General features: G+C 29.5%; 22 protein-coding genes and 1 pseudogene. 7 read left to right on the top strand and 16 right to left on the bottom strand.

Features of this window, described 5'->3' with window-relative positions; all coding sequences use genetic code 11:
* The first annotated feature begins 2 nt into the window (after positions 1 to 2).
* The 3 genes from B4H69_RS10405 (at position 3) to B4H69_RS10395 (ending at position 3,251) form a co-directional block, all read left to right on the top strand.
* Complete coding sequence (locus B4H69_RS10405) at positions 3 to 659, top strand: 3-oxoacid CoA-transferase subunit B (protein WP_291093870.1); 657 nt, start codon at positions 3 to 5, stop codon at positions 657 to 659.
* A gap of 89 nt (positions 660 to 748) precedes the next feature.
* The gene (locus B4H69_RS10400; RefSeq protein WP_291093868.1) at positions 749 to 3,034 is read left to right on the top strand and encodes a GH92 family glycosyl hydrolase; all 2,286 of its coding nucleotides are present in this window, start codon (positions 749 to 751) and stop codon (positions 3,032 to 3,034) included.
* Positions 3,035 to 3,119: 85 nt separating this feature from the next.
* Complete coding sequence (locus B4H69_RS10395; protein WP_257468234.1) at positions 3,120 to 3,251, top strand: hypothetical protein; 132 nt, start codon at positions 3,120 to 3,122, stop codon at positions 3,249 to 3,251.
* 53 nt (positions 3,252 to 3,304) lie between these two features.
* Here B4H69_RS10395 and rimO read toward each other — a convergent pair whose 3' ends face one another.
* The 4 genes from rimO to B4H69_RS10375 all read right to left on the bottom strand — a co-directional run bounded on the left by rimO (position 3,305) and on the right by B4H69_RS10375 (position 7,595).
* The gene (gene rimO, locus B4H69_RS10390) at positions 3,305 to 4,609 is read right to left on the bottom strand and encodes a 30S ribosomal protein S12 methylthiotransferase RimO (protein ID WP_291093866.1); all 1,305 of its coding nucleotides are present in this window, start codon (positions 4,607 to 4,609) and stop codon (positions 3,305 to 3,307) included.
* A gap of 344 nt (positions 4,610 to 4,953) precedes the next feature.
* A complete protein-coding gene (locus B4H69_RS10385; RefSeq protein ID WP_291093864.1) occupies positions 4,954 to 5,991 on the bottom strand; it encodes a glycosyltransferase in 1,038 nt (345 codons plus the stop codon).
* Positions 5,992 to 5,997: 6 nt separating this feature from the next.
* The gene (locus B4H69_RS10380; RefSeq protein WP_286512850.1) at positions 5,998 to 6,432 is read right to left on the bottom strand and encodes a DUF2750 domain-containing protein; all 435 of its coding nucleotides are present in this window, start codon (positions 6,430 to 6,432) and stop codon (positions 5,998 to 6,000) included.
* 5 nt (positions 6,433 to 6,437) lie between these two features.
* A complete protein-coding gene (locus tag B4H69_RS10375) occupies positions 6,438 to 7,595 on the bottom strand; it encodes a THUMP domain-containing class I SAM-dependent RNA methyltransferase (RefSeq protein WP_221855924.1) in 1,158 nt (385 codons plus the stop codon).
* Between the two features lie 98 nt (positions 7,596 to 7,693).
* On the opposite strand from B4H69_RS10375, the gene B4H69_RS10370 reads away from it, so the two are divergent.
* Positions 7,694 to 8,167 (top strand): DUF4265 domain-containing protein, encoded by a 474-nt coding sequence (locus B4H69_RS10370; RefSeq protein WP_291093862.1) that lies wholly within the window; start codon positions 7,694 to 7,696, stop codon positions 8,165 to 8,167.
* A gap of 597 nt (positions 8,168 to 8,764) precedes the next feature.
* Here the strand turns inward: B4H69_RS10370 and B4H69_RS10365 are convergent.
* The 11 genes from B4H69_RS10365 to uraH form a co-directional block, all read right to left on the bottom strand.
* Positions 8,765 to 9,043 (bottom strand): helix-turn-helix domain-containing protein, encoded by a 279-nt coding sequence (locus B4H69_RS10365; protein ID WP_260442850.1) that lies wholly within the window; start codon positions 9,041 to 9,043, stop codon positions 8,765 to 8,767.
* A 46-nt stretch (positions 9,044 to 9,089) separates the two neighbouring features.
* Positions 9,090 to 9,509 carry a transposase gene (locus B4H69_RS10360; protein WP_180906526.1) on the bottom strand — a complete coding sequence of 140 codons (420 nt, stop codon included), beginning with the start codon at positions 9,507 to 9,509 and terminating at the stop codon, positions 9,090 to 9,092.
* Between the two features lie 344 nt (positions 9,510 to 9,853).
* Entirely contained in the window at positions 9,854 to 11,158 is a 1,305-nt protein-coding gene (locus B4H69_RS10355) for a cryptochrome/photolyase family protein (protein ID WP_291093859.1), read from the bottom strand.
* Positions 11,159 to 11,704: a lipocalin family protein gene (locus B4H69_RS10350; RefSeq protein WP_280046519.1), complete on the bottom strand. Its 546-nt coding sequence runs from the start codon at positions 11,702 to 11,704 to the stop codon at positions 11,159 to 11,161.
* A complete protein-coding gene (locus tag B4H69_RS10345; protein WP_280046520.1) occupies positions 11,694 to 12,395 on the bottom strand; it encodes a lycopene cyclase domain-containing protein in 702 nt (233 codons plus the stop codon). The genes B4H69_RS10350 and B4H69_RS10345 overlap by 11 nt, the downstream gene beginning before the upstream one ends.
* The gene (locus B4H69_RS10340; RefSeq protein ID WP_180906530.1) at positions 12,392 to 12,850 is read right to left on the bottom strand and encodes a sterol desaturase family protein; all 459 of its coding nucleotides are present in this window, start codon (positions 12,848 to 12,850) and stop codon (positions 12,392 to 12,394) included. The genes B4H69_RS10345 and B4H69_RS10340 overlap by 4 nt, the downstream gene beginning before the upstream one ends.
* Positions 12,851 to 12,854: 4 nt before the next feature.
* Positions 12,855 to 13,313: an SRPBCC family protein gene (locus B4H69_RS10335; protein WP_180906531.1), complete on the bottom strand. Its 459-nt coding sequence runs from the start codon at positions 13,311 to 13,313 to the stop codon at positions 12,855 to 12,857.
* A 3-nt stretch (positions 13,314 to 13,316) separates the two neighbouring features.
* On the bottom strand, positions 13,317 to 13,775 hold the full coding sequence (locus B4H69_RS10330) for a hypothetical protein (RefSeq protein ID WP_180906532.1): 459 nt from the start codon (positions 13,773 to 13,775) through the stop codon (positions 13,317 to 13,319).
* Positions 13,772 to 14,608, bottom strand: coding sequence for a phytoene/squalene synthase family protein (locus tag B4H69_RS10325; RefSeq protein ID WP_180906533.1), 837 nt, complete (start codon positions 14,606 to 14,608; stop codon positions 13,772 to 13,774). The genes B4H69_RS10330 and B4H69_RS10325 overlap by 4 nt, the downstream gene beginning before the upstream one ends.
* Positions 14,609 to 14,614: 6 nt before the next feature.
* On the bottom strand, positions 14,615 to 16,087 hold the full coding sequence (locus B4H69_RS10320; protein WP_291093855.1) for a phytoene desaturase family protein: 1,473 nt from the start codon (positions 16,085 to 16,087) through the stop codon (positions 14,615 to 14,617).
* 9 nt (positions 16,088 to 16,096) lie between these two features.
* Positions 16,097 to 16,426, bottom strand: coding sequence for a hydroxyisourate hydrolase (uraH, locus tag B4H69_RS10315; RefSeq protein WP_244958040.1), 330 nt, complete (start codon positions 16,424 to 16,426; stop codon positions 16,097 to 16,099).
* A gap of 469 nt (positions 16,427 to 16,895) precedes the next feature.
* Between uraH and B4H69_RS10310 the strand changes: the two genes are divergently transcribed.
* The 3 genes from B4H69_RS10310 (at position 16,896) to B4H69_RS10295 (ending at position 20,759) form a co-directional block, all read left to right on the top strand.
* Positions 16,896 to 17,477 (top strand): hypothetical protein, encoded by a 582-nt coding sequence (locus B4H69_RS10310; RefSeq protein ID WP_180906536.1) that lies wholly within the window; start codon positions 16,896 to 16,898, stop codon positions 17,475 to 17,477.
* A 1,253-nt stretch (positions 17,478 to 18,730) separates the two neighbouring features.
* Positions 18,731 to 19,912, top strand: a complete 1,182-nt coding sequence (locus B4H69_RS10305) for a hypothetical protein (RefSeq protein ID WP_291093851.1) — start codon at positions 18,731 to 18,733, stop codon at positions 19,910 to 19,912.
* Positions 19,913 to 20,540: 628 nt separating this feature from the next.
* Positions 20,541 to 20,759, top strand: coding sequence for a hypothetical protein (locus B4H69_RS10295; protein WP_180906538.1), 219 nt, complete (start codon positions 20,541 to 20,543; stop codon positions 20,757 to 20,759).
* A 583-nt stretch (positions 20,760 to 21,342) separates the two neighbouring features.
* Here the strand turns inward: B4H69_RS10295 and B4H69_RS10290 are convergent.
* Positions 21,343 to 21,522: pseudogene (locus tag B4H69_RS10290) on the bottom strand (ferritin); the annotation flags it as partial.

The following is a 21,522-nucleotide window of genomic DNA, read 5'->3' as shown; positions in this document are numbered from 1 at the left end:
AAATGTTAGATAAAAATGGAATTGCAAAACGTATTGCAAAAGAAGTACAAGACGGATTTTATGTGAATTTAGGGATTGGAATTCCGACGTTGGTTGCCAATTATATTCCCGAAAATGTAAACGTTGTATTACAATCAGAGAATGGATTATTAGGAATGGGACCTTTTCCTGTCGAAGGTGAAGAGGATCCTGATTTTATCAATGCGGGTAAACAAACGATTACAACTTTACCAGGTTCAGTTTTCTTTGATTCGGCAATGAGTTTTGGAATGATTCGCGCACGAAAAATCAATTTAACAATTCTTGGTGCAATGGAAGTTTCGGAAAATGGTGATATTGCCAACTGGAAAATTCCTGGAAAAATGGTGAAAGGAATGGGAGGCGCAATGGATTTGGTTGCTTCGGCTGATAATATTATTGTAGCGATGCAACATGTGAACAAAGCTGGAGAATCTAAACTTCTGAAAGAATGTACACTTCCTTTGACTGGAATAAAATGTGTCAAAAAAATCGTGACTGAATTAGCTGTTTTAGAAGTCTTACCAGAAGGTGGTTTCAAATTATTGGAACGAGCACCTGGAATTTCTGTGGAATACATCAAAAATGCAACCGAAGGAAAATTAATTATTGAAGGAGAAATTCCAGAAATGATTTTATAAAAAATAAAGATTAGAAAGGAAAGTTGAAAAGCTTTCCTTTTTTTATGCTCGATTTGTTTAACTTTATTCAAATTAATACTTAAAAATCGATGCAAACAAAATTAGTAATCGCTCTACTTTCATTCAATTCTCTTGCTTTTGCACAGCAACCGAATTTAGTGAAATACGTCAATCCTATGATTGGAACAGAAAAAATGGGACACACTTTCCCTGGCGCAACTGTTCCTTTTGGCGCTGTACAATTAAGCCCCGAAACGGATTCTATTCCTTATGCTGTCAATCACAAATACAATCCAAAAGTTTATGATTATTGTGCGGGTTACCGTTTTGAAGATAAAACAATAACTGGATTTAGTCATACACATTTTAATGGAACAGGACATTCTGATTTGGGTGATTTTTTGATTATGCCTACCGTTGGAAAATTAAAACTGAATCCCGGAACTGCTCAAAATCCTGAGAGTGGTTATCGTTCTAGATTTTCACATCAAAATGAAACTGCCGAAGCGGGATATTACAAAGTGAAATTGAATGATTACAATATTTGGGCAGAAATGACCGCTTCTACTCGAGTTGGTTTTCATCAATATACATTTCCAAAATCGGTTGATTCACATATTATTTTGGATTTGAATGCTGGAATTTATAATTACGATGACAAAAATACATGGACATATGTTCGCGTGGTGAATGATACATTGATTACAGGTTATAGACAAACACGTGGTTGGGCAAGAAATAGAACAGTTTATTTTGCGATGACTTTTTCAAAACCATTCAAAAATTATGGACAAAAAAATGAAGACGGACAAGTTGATTATAAAGGCTTTTGGCGTAAATGGAACGAAACGCAGAATTTTCCTTTAATTGAAGGAAAAAAGATCAAAATGTATTTTGATTTTGATACAGAAAAAGATGAAAAAGTAAAGATTAAATTTGCGATTTCTCCAGTCAGTCAAACCAATGCGTTAGAAAATTTGACAACAGAAATTCCACATTGGAATTTTGAACAAGTGCGCAATGAAGCAAAAGAAAATTGGAACAAAGAATTGAATCGAATTCAGATTAAAGCTTCAGAAAATGATAAAATAAATTTCTATACAGCGATGTATCACACCTTCATCAATCCGACAACTTATATGGATGTGAATGGGCAATACAAAGGTTTGGATCAAGAAATTCATCAAGCCAAAGATTTTACAAATTACACCACTTTTTCGCTTTGGGATACCTATCGTGCATTGCATCCGTTGTTCAATATCATTCAGCCAAAACGCAACAATGATATGGTAAAATCGATGATGAAACATTATGAGCAAAATCCAATCAAAATGTTGCCAATTTGGTCGCATTATGCCAACGAAAACTGGTGTATGAGCGGTTATCATTCGGTTACAGTAATCGCAGATGCAATTGTAAAAGGAATTTATAATGGAGATGCTAATGCGGCGTTAAATGCTTGTGTTGCGACAGCAAATAAGCGCGATTACGAAGGAATTGGCGATTATATCGACAAAGGTTATATTCCGGCAGAAAAAAATGGTACATCAATTTCGAATACGTTAGAATATGCTTTCGATGATTGGTCGATTGCGCAAGCGGCTAAAAAATTGAATCGAATGGATGTATACGAAACATTTATGAAGCGTTCTGAAAATTGGAAAAACAATTACGATTCTTCGGTTGGATTTATGCGTCCTCGTTTAGCGGATGGAAGTTTCAAGAAAGAATTTGATCCATTAAATACACATGGACAAGGTTTTATTGAAGGAAATTCGTGGAATTTTAGCTTTTTTGTTCCTCAAAATCCAAATGGATTAATTGAAGCAATGGGTGGAAAAAAGAAGTTTGGAGCAAAATTGGACGAATTATTTACGATGCATTTACCTGACGAATATTTTGCAGATACAGAAGATATTACGCGTGAAGGTATAATCGGAGGTTATGTTCATGGAAATGAGCCGGCACACCATGTTGCATATTTATATAATTGGGCGGGACAAGCGTGGAAGACTCAAGAAAAAATCAGAATGATTTTGGATATGCAATACAAGCCAACGCCTGATGGTTTGGGCGGAAATGATGATACAGGACAAATGAGTGCGTGGTATATTTTTAGTGCTTTAGGTTTTTATCCTGTTCAGCAAGGATCGACAGATTACGCAATTGGAAGTCCGTTGATTGATCACGCTATATTGAATTTAGAAAATGGAAAACAATTTGAAATTGACGTTAAAAATCAATCGAAGAAGAATGTTTACATCCAAAAAATAGAATTGAACGGAAAAACTTATTCATCTTTTAATTTGAATCATTTTGATATTGTGAATGGCGGAAAAATCACTTTCTACATGAGTGATAAACCTAAAAAGTAAACGTTAAATATTTTATAATTAAACAAATAAGTTTGACTACTTGAGGAATAATGATTAATTTAAATCAAATTTAAAACCAAGAAAAATGGCTAAAAAGGCAAAAAAAGAAGAAAATCATTTACAAGTTTTAGTGGATAAATTAAAAGATCCAAAACATAAACAATTAGTTCAAACGAATCGTTTAAAGAAAAAACGTCGCAATAACGCAAAAAATTAAATATAAAAAAAACCACTTCTCGCGAAGTGGTTTTTTGTTATATCTAAAATTGATTAATCAATTACTTTTCCAATTAAATCGAATTCGTAAGCTTCTATAATCTCTACATTTACAAAATCACCAACTGGTAAATAGGTATCAATTGCAGAAATCAAAACTTCGTTATCAACGTCTGGCGAGTCATATTCTGTACGTCCAATAAAATTCTCACCTTCTTTGCGATCAATCATTACTCTGAATTGTTTTCCAATTTTTTCTTGATTCAAATCGTACGAAATCTGAGATTGAATTTCCATAATTTCTTCAACACGTTGTTGTTTTACTTCTTCAGGAACATCATCCTCCAAATTATAGGCATGCGTATTTTCTTCGTGAGAATAAGTAAAACATCCCAAACGATCAAATTTTTGCTCTTGTACCCACGCTTTCATTTCTTGAAAATCTTCTTCCGTTTCACCAGGATAACCGCAAATCAACGTTGTACGAATCGCCATATCAGGAACTTTTGTACGCATTGCATCTAACAGATCATTCGTTTTTTCGTGTGTTGTTCCACGACGCATAGATTTTAATAATTTCGTCGAAATATGTTGTAACGGAATATCAATGTAATTACAAACTTTTGGTTCTTCACGAATTACATCCAAAACATCTTCTGGGAAACCAGCTGGAAATGCGTAATGCAAACGAATCCATTCGATTTCTTCAATTTTCACTAACTCTTTTAATAAAGTTGCTAATTCACGTTTTTTATAAATATCTAATCCATAATACGTTAAATCTTGCGCAATCAAAATTAATTCTTTCGTTCCATTTTTAGCCAATTTAGTAGCTTCTGTAACTAAATCTTCGATTGGACGAGAAACATTTCCTCCACGCATCAAAGGAATTGCACAGAAAGAACAAGGACGATCACAACCTTCTGCAATTTTAAGATAAGCATAATGACGAGGAGTTGTTGTTAAACGTTCTCCAACCAATTCGTGCTTATAATCTGCTCCTAAAGCTTTTAACAATAATGGTAACTCGCGCGTACCAAAATATTGGTCAACATTTGGAATTTGCTCAATTAAATCTGGTTTGTATCGCTCTGACAAACATCCTGTCACGAAAACTTTTTCCACCAAACCATCTTCCTTACGTTGCACGTAATCTAAAATTGTATCAACACTTTCCTCCTTTGCATTATCAATGAAACCACAAGTATTAATCACCACAATTTCTCCAGATTGCTCATGTACAACCTCTTTCCCATTGGCTTTCAGCTGTCCCATTAACACCTCAGAATCGTATACATTTTTAGAACATCCTAACGTAATTACATTAATTTTCTTTTTTCCAGTCGATTTTGTACGCATTACTCTAATTTAAGTTTGCAAAATTACGAAATATTTGAGAGAACTAACCGAAAAGATTGAATGGAACAAGTATAAATAGTTAAAATAAAAAATTTTAAACCTAAATAACTTTAAATAGAATAGATTTCTATACAATAAACTATTTTAGAAAATTAATCAACTATTACGTTATTATCATTAAAAATAATTTTAACTAACTGATTAACAAAATATAACAAATTATTTATAGTTTAATTTCAACAATAAATGTTAAATTTGAGCTTATTAGTATTTTAAGTTAGATGTCAAAGCAATGCTTTGAAATTAAGAAGGTCAAGAGAAATCTTGACCTTTATTTTTTATATTTAATCGATATGATAATGGCTCGGAAAAGCCTTTTTAGGATTTTGTTTGAGAATATTCAACTTGAATTGACTTTCTAAAAATCCGTAACCATAATTGAAAAATTGAATTAAAGTTGTCTGAATTGATAATAAACCTACAACCGCAGATTTGAAACGAATAGTCGAGAAAATAAAAATCAAAAACATATAAATTAACCAAAAAACAAATGGAATTTGTAGTATAAATTGATGTTTCGGAAGAATAAAACTCAACAATAAAAGTAGAAACGCAACTAAAGTTCCGACAAAAAATAAACTCGGAAACCAAAAAGTTGGTTTGATATAATTTGGATGACGTTGATTAAGAATTGGGCGCGCAACTCCAAATTGATAGACTTGTTTTGCAAATTTATTTAACGAAGTTCTACGTTTATGAATCACTTTCGAATCTTGAAATAATCGTGTTTCAAAACCATTTTCCCATAAACGCATCGATAAATCTGGATCTTCTCCAACGCGTAAATCCGCAAAACCACCTGTTTTTTCGTAGGCTTTTCGAGAAATTCCCATATTAAAACTTCGCGGCTGAAATCTACCAATTTGTTTTTTTCCTCCACGGATTCCTCCTGTTGTCAAAAAAGAAGTCATCGAAAAAGTAATTGCTTTTTGCAAATCTGTAAACGAATCATCTGCATCATCTGGACCACCAAAAGCATCAACAAAATTGCTTGTCAATTCTTTTTTAACCGATTCGATATAAGTCGAAGGAATAATCGTGTCAGAATCTAAGAAAATGAAATAATTTCCATTCGCTTTTTCCATTCCAAAATTTCTAGATTTTCCTGGACCTGAATTTGTTTTGTAATAATAATGAAGATCTAATTGAGTTTCAAATTTAGCACAAACTGTATCCAATTTATTTTGAGAACCATCGTCTACAATAATAATTTCGAATAACTTATCCGTTTGTTTCGCTAAACTTGACAATAATTCTGTCAATTCATCTTGACGTTCGTAAACGGCAATAATTATCGAAAGTTGCAAATCTTCTTTTCCCAAAATATATTATTGATTGAATGATTCTTTCAACTCTAATGTCACTTTCTGAATTTCATCTAAACTCTTAAAATGATTCAATTTGAAAGTTGATTTTGATTGTTTCAATTCGTGAACAATTGCCAAAATAGTATCCAATGGACTTTGCTCCTCTCCTTTCGAAGTTTCGTCAAAATTAATTCCGACCAAAGAAACTTCTTCAATCATTCCGAACAACCATTCTTCTAAAAAAGTATTCAAATCTATCGAATCAATTTTATGATTTGCCCATTGATTTTGTTTCGCTTTTTCAGCTAAATCTGTATTCGACCAAAAGCAAATTACCTCTAAATTAGAGCCATCTTCGTACTCAAATTCCTCTGAATATGAAATAGCAAAACCTTCTTCAGAAGTTAAAAGATATACTTTTTGATCTTGACAAATTTCTTTTATAAATTGATTCACTACTCTTAATTTTGATTTTTAGTTTTTTTACTTCCTTCGTACATTTCGTATTGTAAAAAGTCGCATTCTAACTTACCGTTAAATACTTTTACCTTTTTCGAAGGACGCAAACCGACATATTTTTTGGCTTGTAAATCTGATGTGATAAACCACGCCAATGTATTTGGATAACTCGATTTTAACGTGTCACCAATTTGTTTGTAAAATTCTTGGTTATTGTTTTCGATACGCTCATCATAAGGCGGATTGAACACCAATAATACTGGGAATAATTCCTTTTTAGATGTAAAGAAATCTTGATTTCTCACTTCAATGAAATCTTCTAAATCAGCAGATTTTATATTCATCTGCGCGATTTTTACCATCATTGGAGAAATTTCGTAACCTACAATTTTATATTCAGATTCTTTGATTCGATTTAGACGCGTATTACGAATTTGCGTAAATAATGTTTCGTCATAATCTGGCCAATTCTGAAAAGCAAAATGCTTACGATGAATTTGTGGCGGAATATTATTCGCAATCATCGCCGCTTCAATCAACATTGTTCCCGAACCACACATCGGATCAAGGTAATTTCCTTTTCCATCATAACCCGCTTGTAACAACAAACCTGCTGCTAAAACCTCATTAATTGGAGCTGGACCAGTTTCTTCGCGATAACCACGTTTGTGTAAAGATTCTCCCGAAGAATCTAACGACAACGTAATTTTATCGTGCGAAATATGTAAATTGAAACGTACATCTGGAAAATCTTTATCGATACTTGGACGACGACCATTTTTTTCTTTGAATCGATCTACAATAGCATCTTTCACTTTAAGCGCTGCGTAATGCGAATGCGTAAAATAATCTGAATGAACAGTTGGATCAATCATAAAAGTTTGATCAACATTCAGATAATTTTCCCAATGGAATTTCTTGAATTTCTCATACAATTGATGATCATTTTTCGCAGAAAACGAAAGAATTGGCTTCTGTATACGAAGTGCAGTACGCAAGCTGTAATTTGCTTTGTACATGAAACCTAAATCGCCATTAAATTCAACCATTCGGTTCTGAATTTTAACATCTGCCGCACCCAACGCTTTTAATTCTTGCGCTAATATTTCTTCGAAACCAAAAAAGGTTTTCGCAATCATTCTGAAATTTTCCAAGGAAATAAAATTTTTACAAAAGTACGGGAAATAAAGGAAATTGAGAAAGGAATAATTGTTTTTCGATATTCTAAACTAATTTATATCTTAACAAAAAATATTTCATGGATCAAGAAACTAAATATGAAAAAATATTGGTTCGATATTATAGTAAGGTTTTAGAAGAAGAAATAGTTGAAACACTTTGGACAGAAACCATAGACAAAGAAAAAGGATTATATAAAATAGACAATATTCCATTTTATGGTCCATGTTTTTCAAGTGACGATATCGTTTTTGCTGAGTATGATAACGATGAAGAATGTTTGACTTTTAGAAAAGTAATTGAATTTTCTGGTAACTCAACAATTCAAGTCATTATAATGAATGATGAAATTGATAGAGATAATATTAGAAATATTTTCAAGAATTTGAATTGTGAAAGTGAAGCGCTGAATGAAAAATATTTTGTTCTAGAAATTCCTTTCAAAATAAATTATAAATCTGTTTTTGATAAATTAACCGAATTTCAGGAAAATGAGCTAATTGCTTTTGCAGAACCTGTTTTATCAGAAAAACACCGTGATGAAACCAGATAATAATCTTAATAATATTTTTTTATTTTATGATGTTGAATTATTTTCTTAAAAACATCTCCAGTTCTAAAAATAAATAATTGTAATTCAGCTTAAAGAAATTAAACTTTTTTCATAAGCAAATTTTTGATAAAAATGCGAAAATAGAAAATTTGTTAGATGTAGCAAATGAAAAATATTTAACGGTAAACAAAATTTTGAATAAAAGTAATTTAAATTGAAGTTAATATAAATAAAAGAAAGTAAGTTAAATGAATAACTTACTTTCTTGATAAATTACTTTTAATCCAAAACCTACTAGATTAATATTAACAAAAATAATTATAATTGTTTAAAATAGTATTATTTGATACTTAATATTTTGTATAAATTCTTAAATAATACGTTTTTTTATTAAGATTATGAATCTTTACAAAAAGTTTTTACATTAATTAGGTTTATATAAATTATTGATTTTGATGGATATAGAAATTATTTATTTAATGATTATTTATTTTCAATTATAAATTGAAGATAATTTTTAAATCTTTATATAAAATACTATTACCTTTTGTAGTTAATAGTATTTGATTTTTATTTTCTATAATAAATTCTTCTTTTTTAATAATTATCGTTGTATTTTTTCAGCCATTTTGTTATTGTATTTCTACTTAAATTGAAATGCTCAGCAATTTCTATATTTTTTAATTTGTTATTTTTTTTAAATTTTAAAATATATAGAATTTCTTCTTCTGAATAAGTTTTAAATTTATTATTTCGATTATTTAAACTATTTCCAAAAATTAATTTATTTAAAGTAAGAATATCAAAAATGTTAAGATTATCTTTTGATAAAATTTTAGTGCATAAGTCTTTTTTTTCAGGATACAAATCACTCAAAATATCCTCAAAAATTAGTTTATAATTTGGGCTACTCATAACGAAATTAATTACTATATTTTTTTAACCACTTATATAGAGTATTCTTAGGTATATTATATCTCTTTATAACTTCAGAAGGAGTCATTTCATTTGAATTTATTTTTGAAAGAATATAATCTATTATTTCATGGGTATATACATTTTTTTTAAAGTTAGGTAGTTTACTTTTAATATTGTTTTCTGATTTATTTTCTTTTGCAGAATATAATATTAAATGTTGTGAATAAATTCTAAAGAAATCGTAATCTAACAATTTAGAAAATTTAAGGATTAGATTACTTTCTAAAGACTCTTTTTTATAAATTTCTAATAATTCTGCGTTAGTTAATTTTAAGAATTTACATAGTTTTTCAGTACTGTAATCTAATTCATCAACTCTTTTATGAATCATACTACCTAAATGGATTTTATAAAATAAACTCATTTTGTCGTATTTAAGATTAAATAATAAGGTAGTAAAGAGAGTACAATTTAAATTAAATCAATACTATAGTAATATTTATTAATAGAATTGATTATTAATTAATAAAGATTTATGTTAATGATATGTAAGTTAAAATAATTATTGTAATTATAATAACAATAATATCTGTATAAGATATTTGTTTATTAGAAGTCTTAAAATTTTTAAATCTTTTAGTCATTGTATAATTAAGAAATTTATTTTTTTTACAAATCAATAAGTTAATCATTTGTATTTTTCTTTTCTTAAATGTATTGTTAATTTACAAAATATTAAAATAAAAAGAATAATAATTTATTCATAAATTAATAGTTGTCTTTAATAGATTCCTTAAAAATACTTATAGCCCTGTCTCGAGCAAAATTATGAGGAATTATAGGAGAAGGATAATCATTAGTTCCAAATTCCATCACCCACTTTTTAATGTAAAGTGATTCTCGATCAAATTTCTCTGCTTGAAGAATTGGATTAAAGATTCTGAAATAAGGTGCTGCATCGCATTCTGATCCAGCAACCCATTGCCAATTACCATTATTTGCAGACAAATCATAATCGTTTAGTTTTGATGCAAAATAAGCTTCGCCCCAACGCCAATCAATGAGTAGCTGCTTGCATAAAAAACTTGCTGTTATCATCCTTACTCTATTATGCATAAACCCAGTTTGATTAAGTTCTCTCATTCCTGCATCTACAATAGGATAGCCTGTTTTTCCATCGCACCATAATTTAAATTCTTTCTCATTATTCTTCCATTTAATAGCACTATACTTGGCTTTAAAAGGTTGTTGAACAACATACGGAAAATAATAGAGTATTTGCATAAAAAATTCTCTCCAAATTAATTCATTTAACCACGTTTCATTGTGCTTTATCGCAAATGCGACACATTTTCGTATACTAATAGTCCCGAATCTAAGAGCTATACCTAATTGTGTTGTACCTTGTTTAGCGGGATAATCTCTATAAGAATGATAATTATCAATGATTTGAATATCTAATATAGGTTGTTCAAATAAAATAGAAGTTTTCAAAAAACCAATTTCTTTCAGTGAAAGAATCGTTTTGAATTCTGTTTTCAAAAATTTACTATAATCAGGCTTATGACATTTATAATCTTCAGTTTTCAAAATCTGTTTCCATTTTTTTGCATACGGAGTATATACTGTATAAGGAGAACCATCTTTCTTTAAAATATCTTTCTTGTCAAAAATTACTTGATCTTTAAATGCTTTAAACGAAATGTTATATAACTTAAAATAATTGTAAATTGAAGTATCTCTTTTAATTGCTAAAGGTTCATAGTCACGATTACAAAATATAGAATGAATAGCAAACTCTGTAGAAAGTTGCTGAAAAATTTTGAAAGGATCACCATAATATACGTGGAGACTTGTCCCAAAGGATTTTAATTGATCATTAATCTTTTGAAGGGCTTGATGAATATAATCCACCCTCTTATCTTTCTTGTCATCCAGTTGTCGTAGAATACCTTCATCAAAAATAAAAATAGGTAACACATGAACTCCAGATGAAAGAGCGTGGTACAGTCCAACATTATCTTCTAAACGAAGATCTCTTCGAAACCAAAAAATGGAAATTTTATTTTTCATTTAAAAAGGATTATCATTTCGATTATGTTCTACCCAAACCAAATTCGATATATCAAAACCAATTTCTGAAGCTAATGCAAGAAAGTTTGTTTTAATATTATCTGGAATATCTTTTGTTCTAGATAAAATCCATAAGTAATTTAGATTTTTACCTATAACCAATGCATATTGATAGTTTTTATCCAAAGCAATTACGTTATAACCAGCATAGAAAGGTCCAAAAAAGCTTACTTTTAGCTTTCCTATTTGCTTACCGTCTCTAAATTTTGCTTTACCTATAGCTTGCTTCCATACTTGTTTATCCTTATTAAATCCGCTATTTGAAACCATCAGATTTCCTTTTTTATCAAAAGTGTAGTTAGCGGAGACATTATCCAAGTTTTTTTCAAAACGAAAATCTAAACGAGCGATTTCAAACCAAATACCTAAATACCGATCAACTTCAAAATTTCGAACAGCTTCTGCCTTTTTAGGAATAGAGGAACATGAATTGGAAAGTATTAACAATCCTATACAAGCTGTTTTCAATAGTATTTTATTTTTCATTTTCATGAGATTTTGATTTAAATTGTTTAAAAAAATAGAGAACTAAAAGAAATTGCGTATATCCATACACAGCATCTTCTATTGGTATAGTTCCCATTCTGATTCCCAAAAAATCATCAGGATTATAATTTACAATTGGCGACTCTAATCCTGTACCTGTTAGAATACCATTTACAGGAAAGAAACCAAGCATAAGAATAGTGAAAACAAACGAAGCTTTTCCTATCCAATCTACACAACGAACAAAGTGTAAGTACAGTAAAACAACCAATGTTATAACAGCTGTTAATAGGGTATAAATTCTATCATAATAAAGTAAAGCGACGATTGAACAAACAATCACACTAAAAAAAACAATCAGGTTATTAAAACAGGAAAGCCAATCTAATTTAAAAAATTTATCAAAGCAGAAATAGGTAAATATGCAGGAAAATGGTATACAAATAAAAAACAACCATTCTTCTAAAGGTAGACCTCCTATAAAAAAACCAAGTGTATAATCTGTATTAAACCACCATACTTCTTTAGCTGTAAAATAAATATCCCATGCAATAAATGGAACAGCTACAACAAGTGCTGCCTTAAAAAAAGCTCCAAAATGACGGTGAAAAAGAATACGAGAATCAAAAGATGATAAGAAACAAATAATTATTGTAAAAAATAAAATCAAAATATAAGTATAGGACATCATTTTTGCGCAGAATTAAAGTACATTTTAAAATACTTGAAAGGAACATATAGAAACCCAAAACATTCTCCATCATCTTTATTTAGATGCTTATGATGTTGTTTATGAGCCCTACGAAGAGCAAGAAAATACGGATTCTTTATTCGTTTAAAATAATTTAGTCGTTGATGAATAAAAACATCATGCACAAAAAAATACGCCATGCCATAAAGCATAATTCCTACCCCTACAAAAAACAAGTAACTATAATTATTGAGCGAACCAAAATACATCAAAGCAATAGTCGGAATCGCAAATATCACAAAAAAATAATCGTTTTTTTCAACTGATCCTTTATGGCTATGATCATGATGATCTTTGTGGAGAAACCATAAAAATCCATGCATCACATATTTATGAATAAACCATGTGACAGGCTCCATAAGTACAAATACTAGCAATACTAAAAATAAATTCATACACCTAAGTATTAAATAATTGCTTTAATACTTGATGACGATAATCAAATATTCTATTCAACTTTTTTTTCACCAAAAGAGAATGAACAACATTTCCCAAAACTCCAAAAGGAAGCTCATATTCTACTGTATCTTTCATTAAAATCCCCTTTTCATTGGGAATAAATTCATGAAAATGTTTCCAATATTTATATGGACCTTTTTGTTGAAAATCTGTAAAACTTTGCTGCGGCTCTACTTGAATAATTTTTGTCTGCCATTTCAAAGGAATACCCAATAGCGGTGACACACTATAATCGATAAGCATACCTTCAAAAATTGGCTGATCCTGATCTTCTGACAAAACTGTAAAAGCCATATCTTTAGGTGTGATTTCCGAAAGATTCATTGGAGAAGAAAAAAATCGCCAAGCTGTATCAATATCACAATACAGCTGTTGTTCTCTATACAAACGGTACTTCATCACTTATTTGTTTAAAATTTTTTCAATATTTCTACGCAAATTTATAGACGTTATTTTATGCCAGTTTTCTGATAAGATTTGCGTATCTTCTTCAACCTTTGAATAGTAGTTCAAAAATGAGGGTGCGTTTTTTTGTACCGATAGCCGAATGAATCGCAATTCCAAATTTTCAGGTTCTATACGTATCGCCTCCTCTATATTCTTTTTACCTTTATTAAAAGTTTTAAGTTTATTTAAAGGATGAGACACATGTTTAGCATTGATCGTTTGTACAGCTCCTAGATAACCCAAATAAATAGCGGATTTATTTTTTATACGTTCTAATTCAGCTATTACATTTACACATAATTCTTTGTCATTAGATAACTTAGAATAATTAGCCCTTACCTCTTCAAGAACTACCTCAGTGTCATTTATAAAACCTAAAAATCCCACAATGAGAAACCCTAACATTTTAATCATAACCAAGCAGCTTTATATCTTATGTAACTTTTAAACGCAACAAAAGCTTTTTCAGAATTAGCTATTCTAATTCTTCCATTTAAAATTTCTTTGGATGATTTTTTTTTGATCTTCTTAAACAAAGAAAGATAATATTTGTAAGCAAGATAAACACCAAAAATTGAAGAAGCTGGAAGTTTTTTAATCCCAATCAACGCTTCATCAAATTCTTCTTCTATTTCTTTTTCAATTGCGTATTTTATCTTATTATCAAAACCACTTATATCCACATTCGGAAAATAAGTCCTTCCCAAAATATGATAATCCTCTTTCAAATCTCGAAGAAAATTAATTTTCTGAAAAGCAGAACCCAATTTCATTGCATAAGGTTTTAATTCTGCATACTTATCTTTATTACCATCTGTAAAAACCTGTAAACACATGAGTCCTACTACCTCAGCAGAACCTAAAATATAGGTTTTGTATAAGTCCGAGTCATATTCTATTTGTTGCAAGTCCATTTCCATACTACTCAAAAATTGATCGATAAGTTCTTTATCAATCTTATAATAATTTACAGTCTCTTGAAATGATTGTAAGATGGGATTAAGCGATATCCTCTCATTTAATGCATGTAAAGTTTCTTTTCTTAATCTTTTTAAAAGCTTCTCTTTGTTATATGCATGAAAACTATCTACGATTTCATCTGCCAACCTTACATAACCATATATCGCATAAATAGCCGATCGAATACAAGGTTTTAAAGCGAGAATCCCCAAAGAAAAACTTGTGCTATATTTTTGAGTTGTCATCTTACTCACCGAATAAGAAAGCTCATCAAATAATTGTTTCATATAGAATTATTTTTTTATTTTGTTGATCTCATTGGCCACTATTTTACCAGATATAATAGAGGGAGGAACTCCTGGTCCAGGAACAGTTAACTGACCGGTATAAAATAAATTTTTTAGCTTTTTATTTCTTATTTTAGGTTTTAATACTGCTGTTTGATCAAGTGTATTAGCCAATCCATAAGCATTACCACCATAAGCATTATAATCGGACACAAAATCTTTGACACAATAACTTCTTTTAAAGTCAATTTTAGATTGCAAATCTACAATACCTGTATGCTTTTCTAATCGTGAAAGCATTTCCATTAAATACTTCTGACGCACAAATTCATTGTCATCTATTCCTGTTGCAATCGGCATTAGTAAAAACAAATTTTCTTTCCCTTCTGGTGCAACAGAATGATCAGTTTTTGATGGACAACAAGCATAAAACAAAGGTTTTTCAGGCCATCTTTTCTTTTCGTATATGCTATCTATATGTAGATCTAATTCATGTTCAAAGAATAATGTATGATGTTTTAAATGCGGAATAGTTTCATTAAAACCAAGATAAAAAATCAGACTAGATGGAGCAAATGTTCTTTCTTCCCAATAGTCAGCCGTATAATTTCTATATTCTGCGTTCAAAAGTGTTTCTGTATGATGATAATCAGAAGAAGCAATCACTTCATCAAATTCATAGATTTCATCATTTATAACAATGGAACTTACTCTTTTATCTATTACATTTATTTTATCAACATTACAATTAAAATGAAAGTGCGCCCCTTGTTCTTCTGCTACTTTTTTCATTGCTAATACCAGCTGATAAAAACCTCCTTTAGGATAATAAGTACCTAATACGTAACCGCCATAATTCATCAAACTATACAATGCAGGAATCTTTTCAGGAGATGCTCCCAAAAATATAACTGGGAACTCCATCAAAGCTCTCAATTTCTTATCTTTAAAATATCGTGCAACATATGTTCTGAAATTAGAAAGTAAATCCAATTTCAATGCATTTTTAGCAATTTTAAGAGATACAAATTCAGTCCAATTAGTACAAGGTTTATGTACAAAATCCTTCATTCCTACTTCATATTTAAATTTGGCAGATTTCATAAATTTTTCTAATTGAAAACTAGCTCCTTTCTCTATTTTTTCGAAGGTTTCTTTTAATACTTCAAAATTTTCAGGTATATCTAATTTTTCGTCAGAAAAAATCATCTCAAATTGAGGATTTAACGATATCAATTCAAAAAAAGAAGAAGTGGCATAACCAAAATCCTCAAAGAAATCTTGTATAACATCTGGCATCCAATACCAACTAGGTCCCATATCAAATACATAACCTTCTTCTGTTTTTAATTGTCTTGCTCTTCCGCCTGGCTGATTATGTTTCTCAAATACATGTACTTCATGTCCTTGTTTCGCTGTATAAGCAGCAGCTGATAAACCAGAAAATCCAGACCCAATAATGGCTATTCTTTTTTTCATATCTCGTTTTTAACTTCCTTTATATGTAGAATAACCATAAGGAGATACAGTCAATGGTACATGGAAATGCTTATTCCCTTTAATACGAAAAACAATCTCGATAAAAGGATAAAGTGTTTGCAATTTTTTACTATCAAAATAAGATTGAATATGAAATACGAGTTTATAAACACCGTCATTATTCTGGCCATAAGGTAAAAAATTCCCTATTCTACCATCTTTATCTGTTATTTGAGTACTTACCTTAGTCCACGAATTGTCTACATTCATTTTCTCTAATGTAACCGAAACAGATGGTGCAGGCTCTCCTGTAGAGTTATCTAAAATATGACTGGACAATTGATAGATTTCTACTTGAGCACTACAAAAAGTAGAAAATACTACTATGAGTAATATTAAAATTCTTCTTTTCATATTTTTTCTTATTTAATAATTTTAGCAAATGTAATAAATAATAGTATAATAAAATACTAATAAATATAAAATAAATTTTAAAACACACTATTTGTTGTAGCCAAATCTATTTATATATAATTTTAAAAGAATTGAAATGATGATTACGGTGAGATTTTAAAAAGGTATTATTTAAATGTAGTTTACATTGAATTAAAAAATTATAGCTATCTAGTTAAATTATTATTTTTAAGAGTTAATAAAAGATTTATTCAAAAAATAATAATTTATGTTTTTATAAATATTTTATTGATTTGTTAGGTAATGTTTATATTATTTGATAAATTCTATAAAAAATTTCGTTATTTATTTAATAATAACTAAATTTAGTTAAATTAACTAATTTAATATGACTATGAGACGAGTTTTATTTCTATTTCTCGATCATTTCTCATCTACTTACCTTTTATTGTTTTGCTTTTTTTGTTCAATTTATGTTAATGCTTATAATGTTGAAATAAAAGAAAGAGATGATTCTATTCCAACAATTTCTAAAGGTTTAGTAACAATAAAAGAAAATACGACTTTTTACATTTCTAAAAATACAATTATATCTAATTGTGAAATTAAAGATTCTATTAACCATGAAAAAAATATAAAAAAAAGAAAATCAAAAGAAAAAATCAAAAGAAAAAATACAAATAACTCAAATCTTAAAAAAAGCAGAAATAATTCGTATGATTTATCTACACTAATAAATAAAAAAATATGTTATTTACCATATAAAGAATCAACATTTTTCATTAGTAGTAAATCAATTCTTTTAGCACTCTATACTATCAATTCTTTTAATATAATTATTTTTTATTCAAATTCTTTTAATAAGAATTACGAACCTAAGATTAAATTAAAACTTTCAACTTATAATTATATTTTTTGTGATTATGCAATTTGCTTGTCTCACTTAGAAATACGCTCTCCTTCATTATTTAGTTAATTAATTAATATTTCTACTGCCAATCAAAGATTTATTAATTAAACAACTACTATAAACATGAAAAATATTATACAGATTTTTTTTCTATTTTTTATAACTATATCACCTAATTTGACATTTGCCCAACTTAATTGTAATGTGGAAACTAAAATTGTAGCTCCAAGTTTTTCATCATCTATTGTTTCGCAAAGAACGGGCCTTATTGGATTAGCAGTAGGCTCTATAGCTAATGCAGGCAATGTTGTGAATAATGATACAGATGATTACGCTTCAATTAATATAACTCTAGCAGTAGCAGGTACAGCTACTCTATCTGTGGCAAGTGGTCAGCAATTTGATGCAGGACATCTAGCAGGATTTGAGATTTCAAGTACAAATTTGTTAAATGTTGATTTATTGGGAGGGATTTCAATCAGAACTTATTTAAATGGTGTAGAACAAGAAACATCCAATGCAAATAATTTATTATTAAATGTAGGTGCTTTAGGTGGTACGTCCCGAGGTGTTATGGGTTTTATTACAACAAAACCATTTGATGAGGTTCAATTTAGAATATCAACTTTATTGAATCTTAATTTATTAGGTAGCACACGAATTCATAATATGATAGTGAAAAAATTATGTTTAGGATCAGCGCCCTCTTGTAATGTAGATACTAGAATTGTAGCTCCTACATATCCAGCGGTTGTTCAACAAATTCGTACCGGAACGGGAGGAGTGACTGTTGCTTCAATAAGTAATTCAAATAATGTTGTGAATAGTGACATAAATGATTATGCTTCAATTAATATAACTGCAGCAGTAGCAGGTACAGCTACTCTATCTGTGGCAAGTGGTCAGCAATTCAATGCAGGCTATTTTGCAGGATTTGAAATTTCGAATGCAAATTTGTTAAATGTTAATCTATTAGGAGGAATTTCAATCAGAACTTATTTAAATGGAGTAGAGCAAGAAACTTCAACTTCAAATTCGTTATTATTAAATGTAGGCGTTTTAGGTAGTGCGCCTCGCAGTGTTGTCGGTTTTGTTACAACAAAACCATTTGATGNNGGATTTATAATATGATTGTCAAACAATTTTGTGAAGGACCAGCATTTGCGTGTAATACGAATACATTAATAGGGAAGAATCAATATCCTGTTAGTATTGGTAATAATACAGGAGTTACAGGCATTGCAACAGTCGGTAATATTGTAGATATTGATCATATATTAGATAATGATCCTTTAACATATGCTAGCATTAATATTCCGGTGGGAGCACTTAGTACAGCGACAATAGCTATTCACAAACAATTGACACCATTTAGTGTAGGAGCATATGTTTCTTTTGATGTTGAATTTACAAGTTTGATTAATGTAGCTGTTCTGCCTAAACTAAAACTTCGATTATTAAGAAATAATGCACAAGTAGGGATTATAGAAGGAAGCAATTTCCTTTTGGGAGCAAATGTCGCGACCAACATCCGAAAGACATTAGGATTTAAAGCGCCTGCCGCATTTGATGAAATACAATTAATTTATGAACAACCTGTAGGAATTTCGTTAGGAACTATTAAGATATACGATCTATATCTCCTGAATCCATGTCAAAATCCAATTGATTGTAGTACTAATCATCCTATTGAAAACACACCTACTCATCCAGTTGTTATTAATCAGTTTAAAACAGGGTTAGAAGGTATTGTTTGTGCTTTATGTAGTGTAAGTAATTCTCAAAATTTGATTAGTCCTTCTACTACAGATTATGCAACATTAAGTTTAGGTATTGGTGTTGCAGGAAAGGCAGGAATAAGCGTGTTAGATTTAACAAATATTTATCCAACTGGTACTAATGTAGGATTTACAATTGCAGATGTAGTCGGTATTGTAAAATTAGATCTTTTAGAAACATTTTTTATTAAAACTTATTTAAATGGCAATTTGCAAGAAACAATAGCAGGAACTGATTTATTAGATTTATCTTTACTGGGAATAATAAATGTAGGTACGGGTCAAACAAATTATGGCTTTAAAACAACCAAACCGTTTAATGAAGTAAAATTTGAAATATCTTCTTTAGCAAGTGTAATTAATACTATCAATATATATAATCTAAAAATAGATGTAAGTAATCCAACTGCGAATGATGGAAATCTAATTTGTCAAAATAATGTATGTGTTAAACAAGGTGATTTTTCAACTGCAGGTATACCATCTACAGGTATAGGAATATCGTCTTTAGCTTCTCCAAGATCAACATGGCCTGCTGATGTGCCAAATGGCTTTGTTGTATTAGAATCTAAGGATAAAGGTTTTGTCATTTCGAGAGTATCTAATCCAGCAAATGTACTACAACCACAGGAAGGAATGTTAATTTATGATACCAGTGCGAGTTGTATCAAATTGTACAATGGAGCGACTTGGAAATGTATATCAAAATCTTGTAACGAATAATGGTTTTAATTATGAAAAATCTTGTTTATNNGGTTTTTCTTATGCTCAAGTTGCAATAGGAAAAACAAACGTTGTAGGTTCAAATACTTTATTAGATTTTGATCAGAGTCCTACAAATTCAAAAGGCATTATTTTACCTGCTGTAACCAATACTACAAATGTATCACCTACTAATGGAACATTTGTCTTTGACATTAATACAAAAAAGGTACGTATGGTTGAAAATAATGTATGGAAAGATCTCAGCGATATAGGAAATACATCAAACCTTATTTCAAATACATCCAATGATATAGGAAATGGGGTCATTATGGGTGCTGAAACTTCTGCAGCAACAGGTATTTTAGTATTAGAGGCTACGGATAAAGCCATGGTATTACCAAAAATTTCGAATCCTCATTTGACCGTCAAAAGTCCCTATGCAGGAATGATGTGTTATGATACAGTGAGTAAAACGCTCGCTGTATTTGATGGAACAAATTGGAACTATTGGAAATAAAAATTTGAAGTTTCAAAATTAAAGAATAAAACCTAATGATATTTTTTATATTCATTGGGTTTTATTTTTTAATGAATGTTCATTTAATTACAATAATGTTTTATCACTATATTTATTAAAACAATAACTATGAATCGCTTCGATTATAAATTCCTTAAATATAAAATAGAATTTGAAGTTTGTCCTGAACATAATGAAAATCCCAAATTTATTGAAAGTGCTAATGGTTATAGTATTATAGCTTGTTGTGAAAATTTTAAAACTAAAATGATTGAAAAATCTACTATTTTAGTTAATGAACAAACTCTTAAAAATCTAGACGAAATTTTAAAAAAAGCATTAAAATAATAATTTGTTTTTTCCTTAATTACTAAGAATCATTAAAACGTATTCTTTATATTTTGAATTTTACATAATTTTATTGATATCTATGAGTTGCGATTTATTATAAAATCTATCATTTATTTTTTTAATTCTTTTGTAAACTTGAGGCATCCAACTAAAATTAAGAAATTCAAAATGTTATATTCAATGTTCTCATTGAATTCCAGACAATGTTTTTTTTAAAATCTACAAAATTTTAATAAATTAAATCCTATAACAATATTCGATATATAAATTTGAGAGGTAGAACAGAAGAAGAAATTATAGATTTGCTTGTAAAAGGAATTCATGAAGTTAATTCAAGTTTTCCTTATGAAATTATTTCAAAAGAAACCGAAGCAATAGCACATAGTATAGCTATGGCTAAAAAAGGTGATTTTGTAGTTGCTTTAAGTGATGTGGNNAACTAATGCAATAGAAGTTGTTCAATATCATTTAGATCAAGAGATTAAGAATAATCTCTAATATTTTCTCTTTATTTTCTAGCAATCAAAAATCCCTTAAGTTTAATAAAACTTAAGGGGTTTTTGATTTTACAAGAATTAATTTATTCTGCTAATGGGTTGATTTGGTCTGCAGTAGGAAAATCTTGTCCAGTAGTCCCAATTGTTTTATTCAGTTCAAATTTTGCTACATCCGACATTGTAGCTCCTCCTTCCAATTCAGCTTTGTCTAATAAATCAAGTGCTAATTTCTCTTCTTCTCTTTGTTCAGCAACCAACCATTG

It is taken from the genome of Empedobacter sp. UBA6745, assembly GCF_002453775.1.
Lineage (GTDB): Bacteria > Bacteroidota > Bacteroidia > Flavobacteriales > Weeksellaceae > Empedobacter > Empedobacter falsenii_C.
This window is presented reverse-complemented; position numbering and strand designations above follow the sequence as displayed.

What these genes read in the sequence shown, in the direction of transcription:
- B4H69_RS10405 (WP_291093870.1), top strand. Translation starts at nt 3, where the DNA reads ATGTTAGATAAAAATGGAATTGCAAAACGTATTGCAAAAGAAGTACAA.
- B4H69_RS10400 (WP_291093868.1), top strand. Translation starts at nt 749, where the DNA reads ATGCAAACAAAATTAGTAATCGCTCTACTTTCATTCAATTCTCTTGCT.
- B4H69_RS10395 (WP_257468234.1), top strand. Translation starts at nt 3,120, where the DNA reads ATGGCTAAAAAGGCAAAAAAAGAAGAAAATCATTTACAAGTTTTAGTG.
- rimO (WP_291093866.1), bottom strand. Translation starts at nt 4,609, where the DNA reads ATGCGTACAAAATCGACTGGAAAAAAGAAAATTAATGTAATTACGTTA.
- B4H69_RS10370 (WP_291093862.1), top strand. Translation starts at nt 7,694, where the DNA reads ATGGATCAAGAAACTAAATATGAAAAAATATTGGTTCGATATTATAGT.
- B4H69_RS10360 (WP_180906526.1), bottom strand. Translation starts at nt 9,509, where the DNA reads ATGAGTTTATTTTATAAAATCCATTTAGGTAGTATGATTCATAAAAGA.
- B4H69_RS10355 (WP_291093859.1), bottom strand. Translation starts at nt 11,158, where the DNA reads ATGAAAAATAAAATTTCCATTTTTTGGTTTCGAAGAGATCTTCGTTTA.
- B4H69_RS10350 (WP_280046519.1), bottom strand. Translation starts at nt 11,704, where the DNA reads ATGAAAAATAAAATACTATTGAAAACAGCTTGTATAGGATTGTTAATA.
- B4H69_RS10345 (WP_280046520.1), bottom strand. Translation starts at nt 12,395, where the DNA reads ATGATGTCCTATACTTATATTTTGATTTTATTTTTTACAATAATTATT.
- B4H69_RS10340 (WP_180906530.1), bottom strand. Translation starts at nt 12,850, where the DNA reads ATGAATTTATTTTTAGTATTGCTAGTATTTGTACTTATGGAGCCTGTC.
- B4H69_RS10335 (WP_180906531.1), bottom strand. Translation starts at nt 13,313, where the DNA reads ATGAAGTACCGTTTGTATAGAGAACAACAGCTGTATTGTGATATTGAT.
- B4H69_RS10330 (WP_180906532.1), bottom strand. Translation starts at nt 13,775, where the DNA reads ATGATTAAAATGTTAGGGTTTCTCATTGTGGGATTTTTAGGTTTTATA.
- B4H69_RS10325 (WP_180906533.1), bottom strand. Translation starts at nt 14,608, where the DNA reads ATGAAACAATTATTTGATGAGCTTTCTTATTCGGTGAGTAAGATGACA.
- B4H69_RS10320 (WP_291093855.1), bottom strand. Translation starts at nt 16,087, where the DNA reads ATGAAAAAAAGAATAGCCATTATTGGGTCTGGATTTTCTGGTTTATCA.
- B4H69_RS10310 (WP_180906536.1), top strand. Translation starts at nt 16,896, where the DNA reads ATGAGACGAGTTTTATTTCTATTTCTCGATCATTTCTCATCTACTTAC.
- B4H69_RS10295 (WP_180906538.1), top strand. Translation starts at nt 20,541, where the DNA reads ATGAATCGCTTCGATTATAAATTCCTTAAATATAAAATAGAATTTGAA.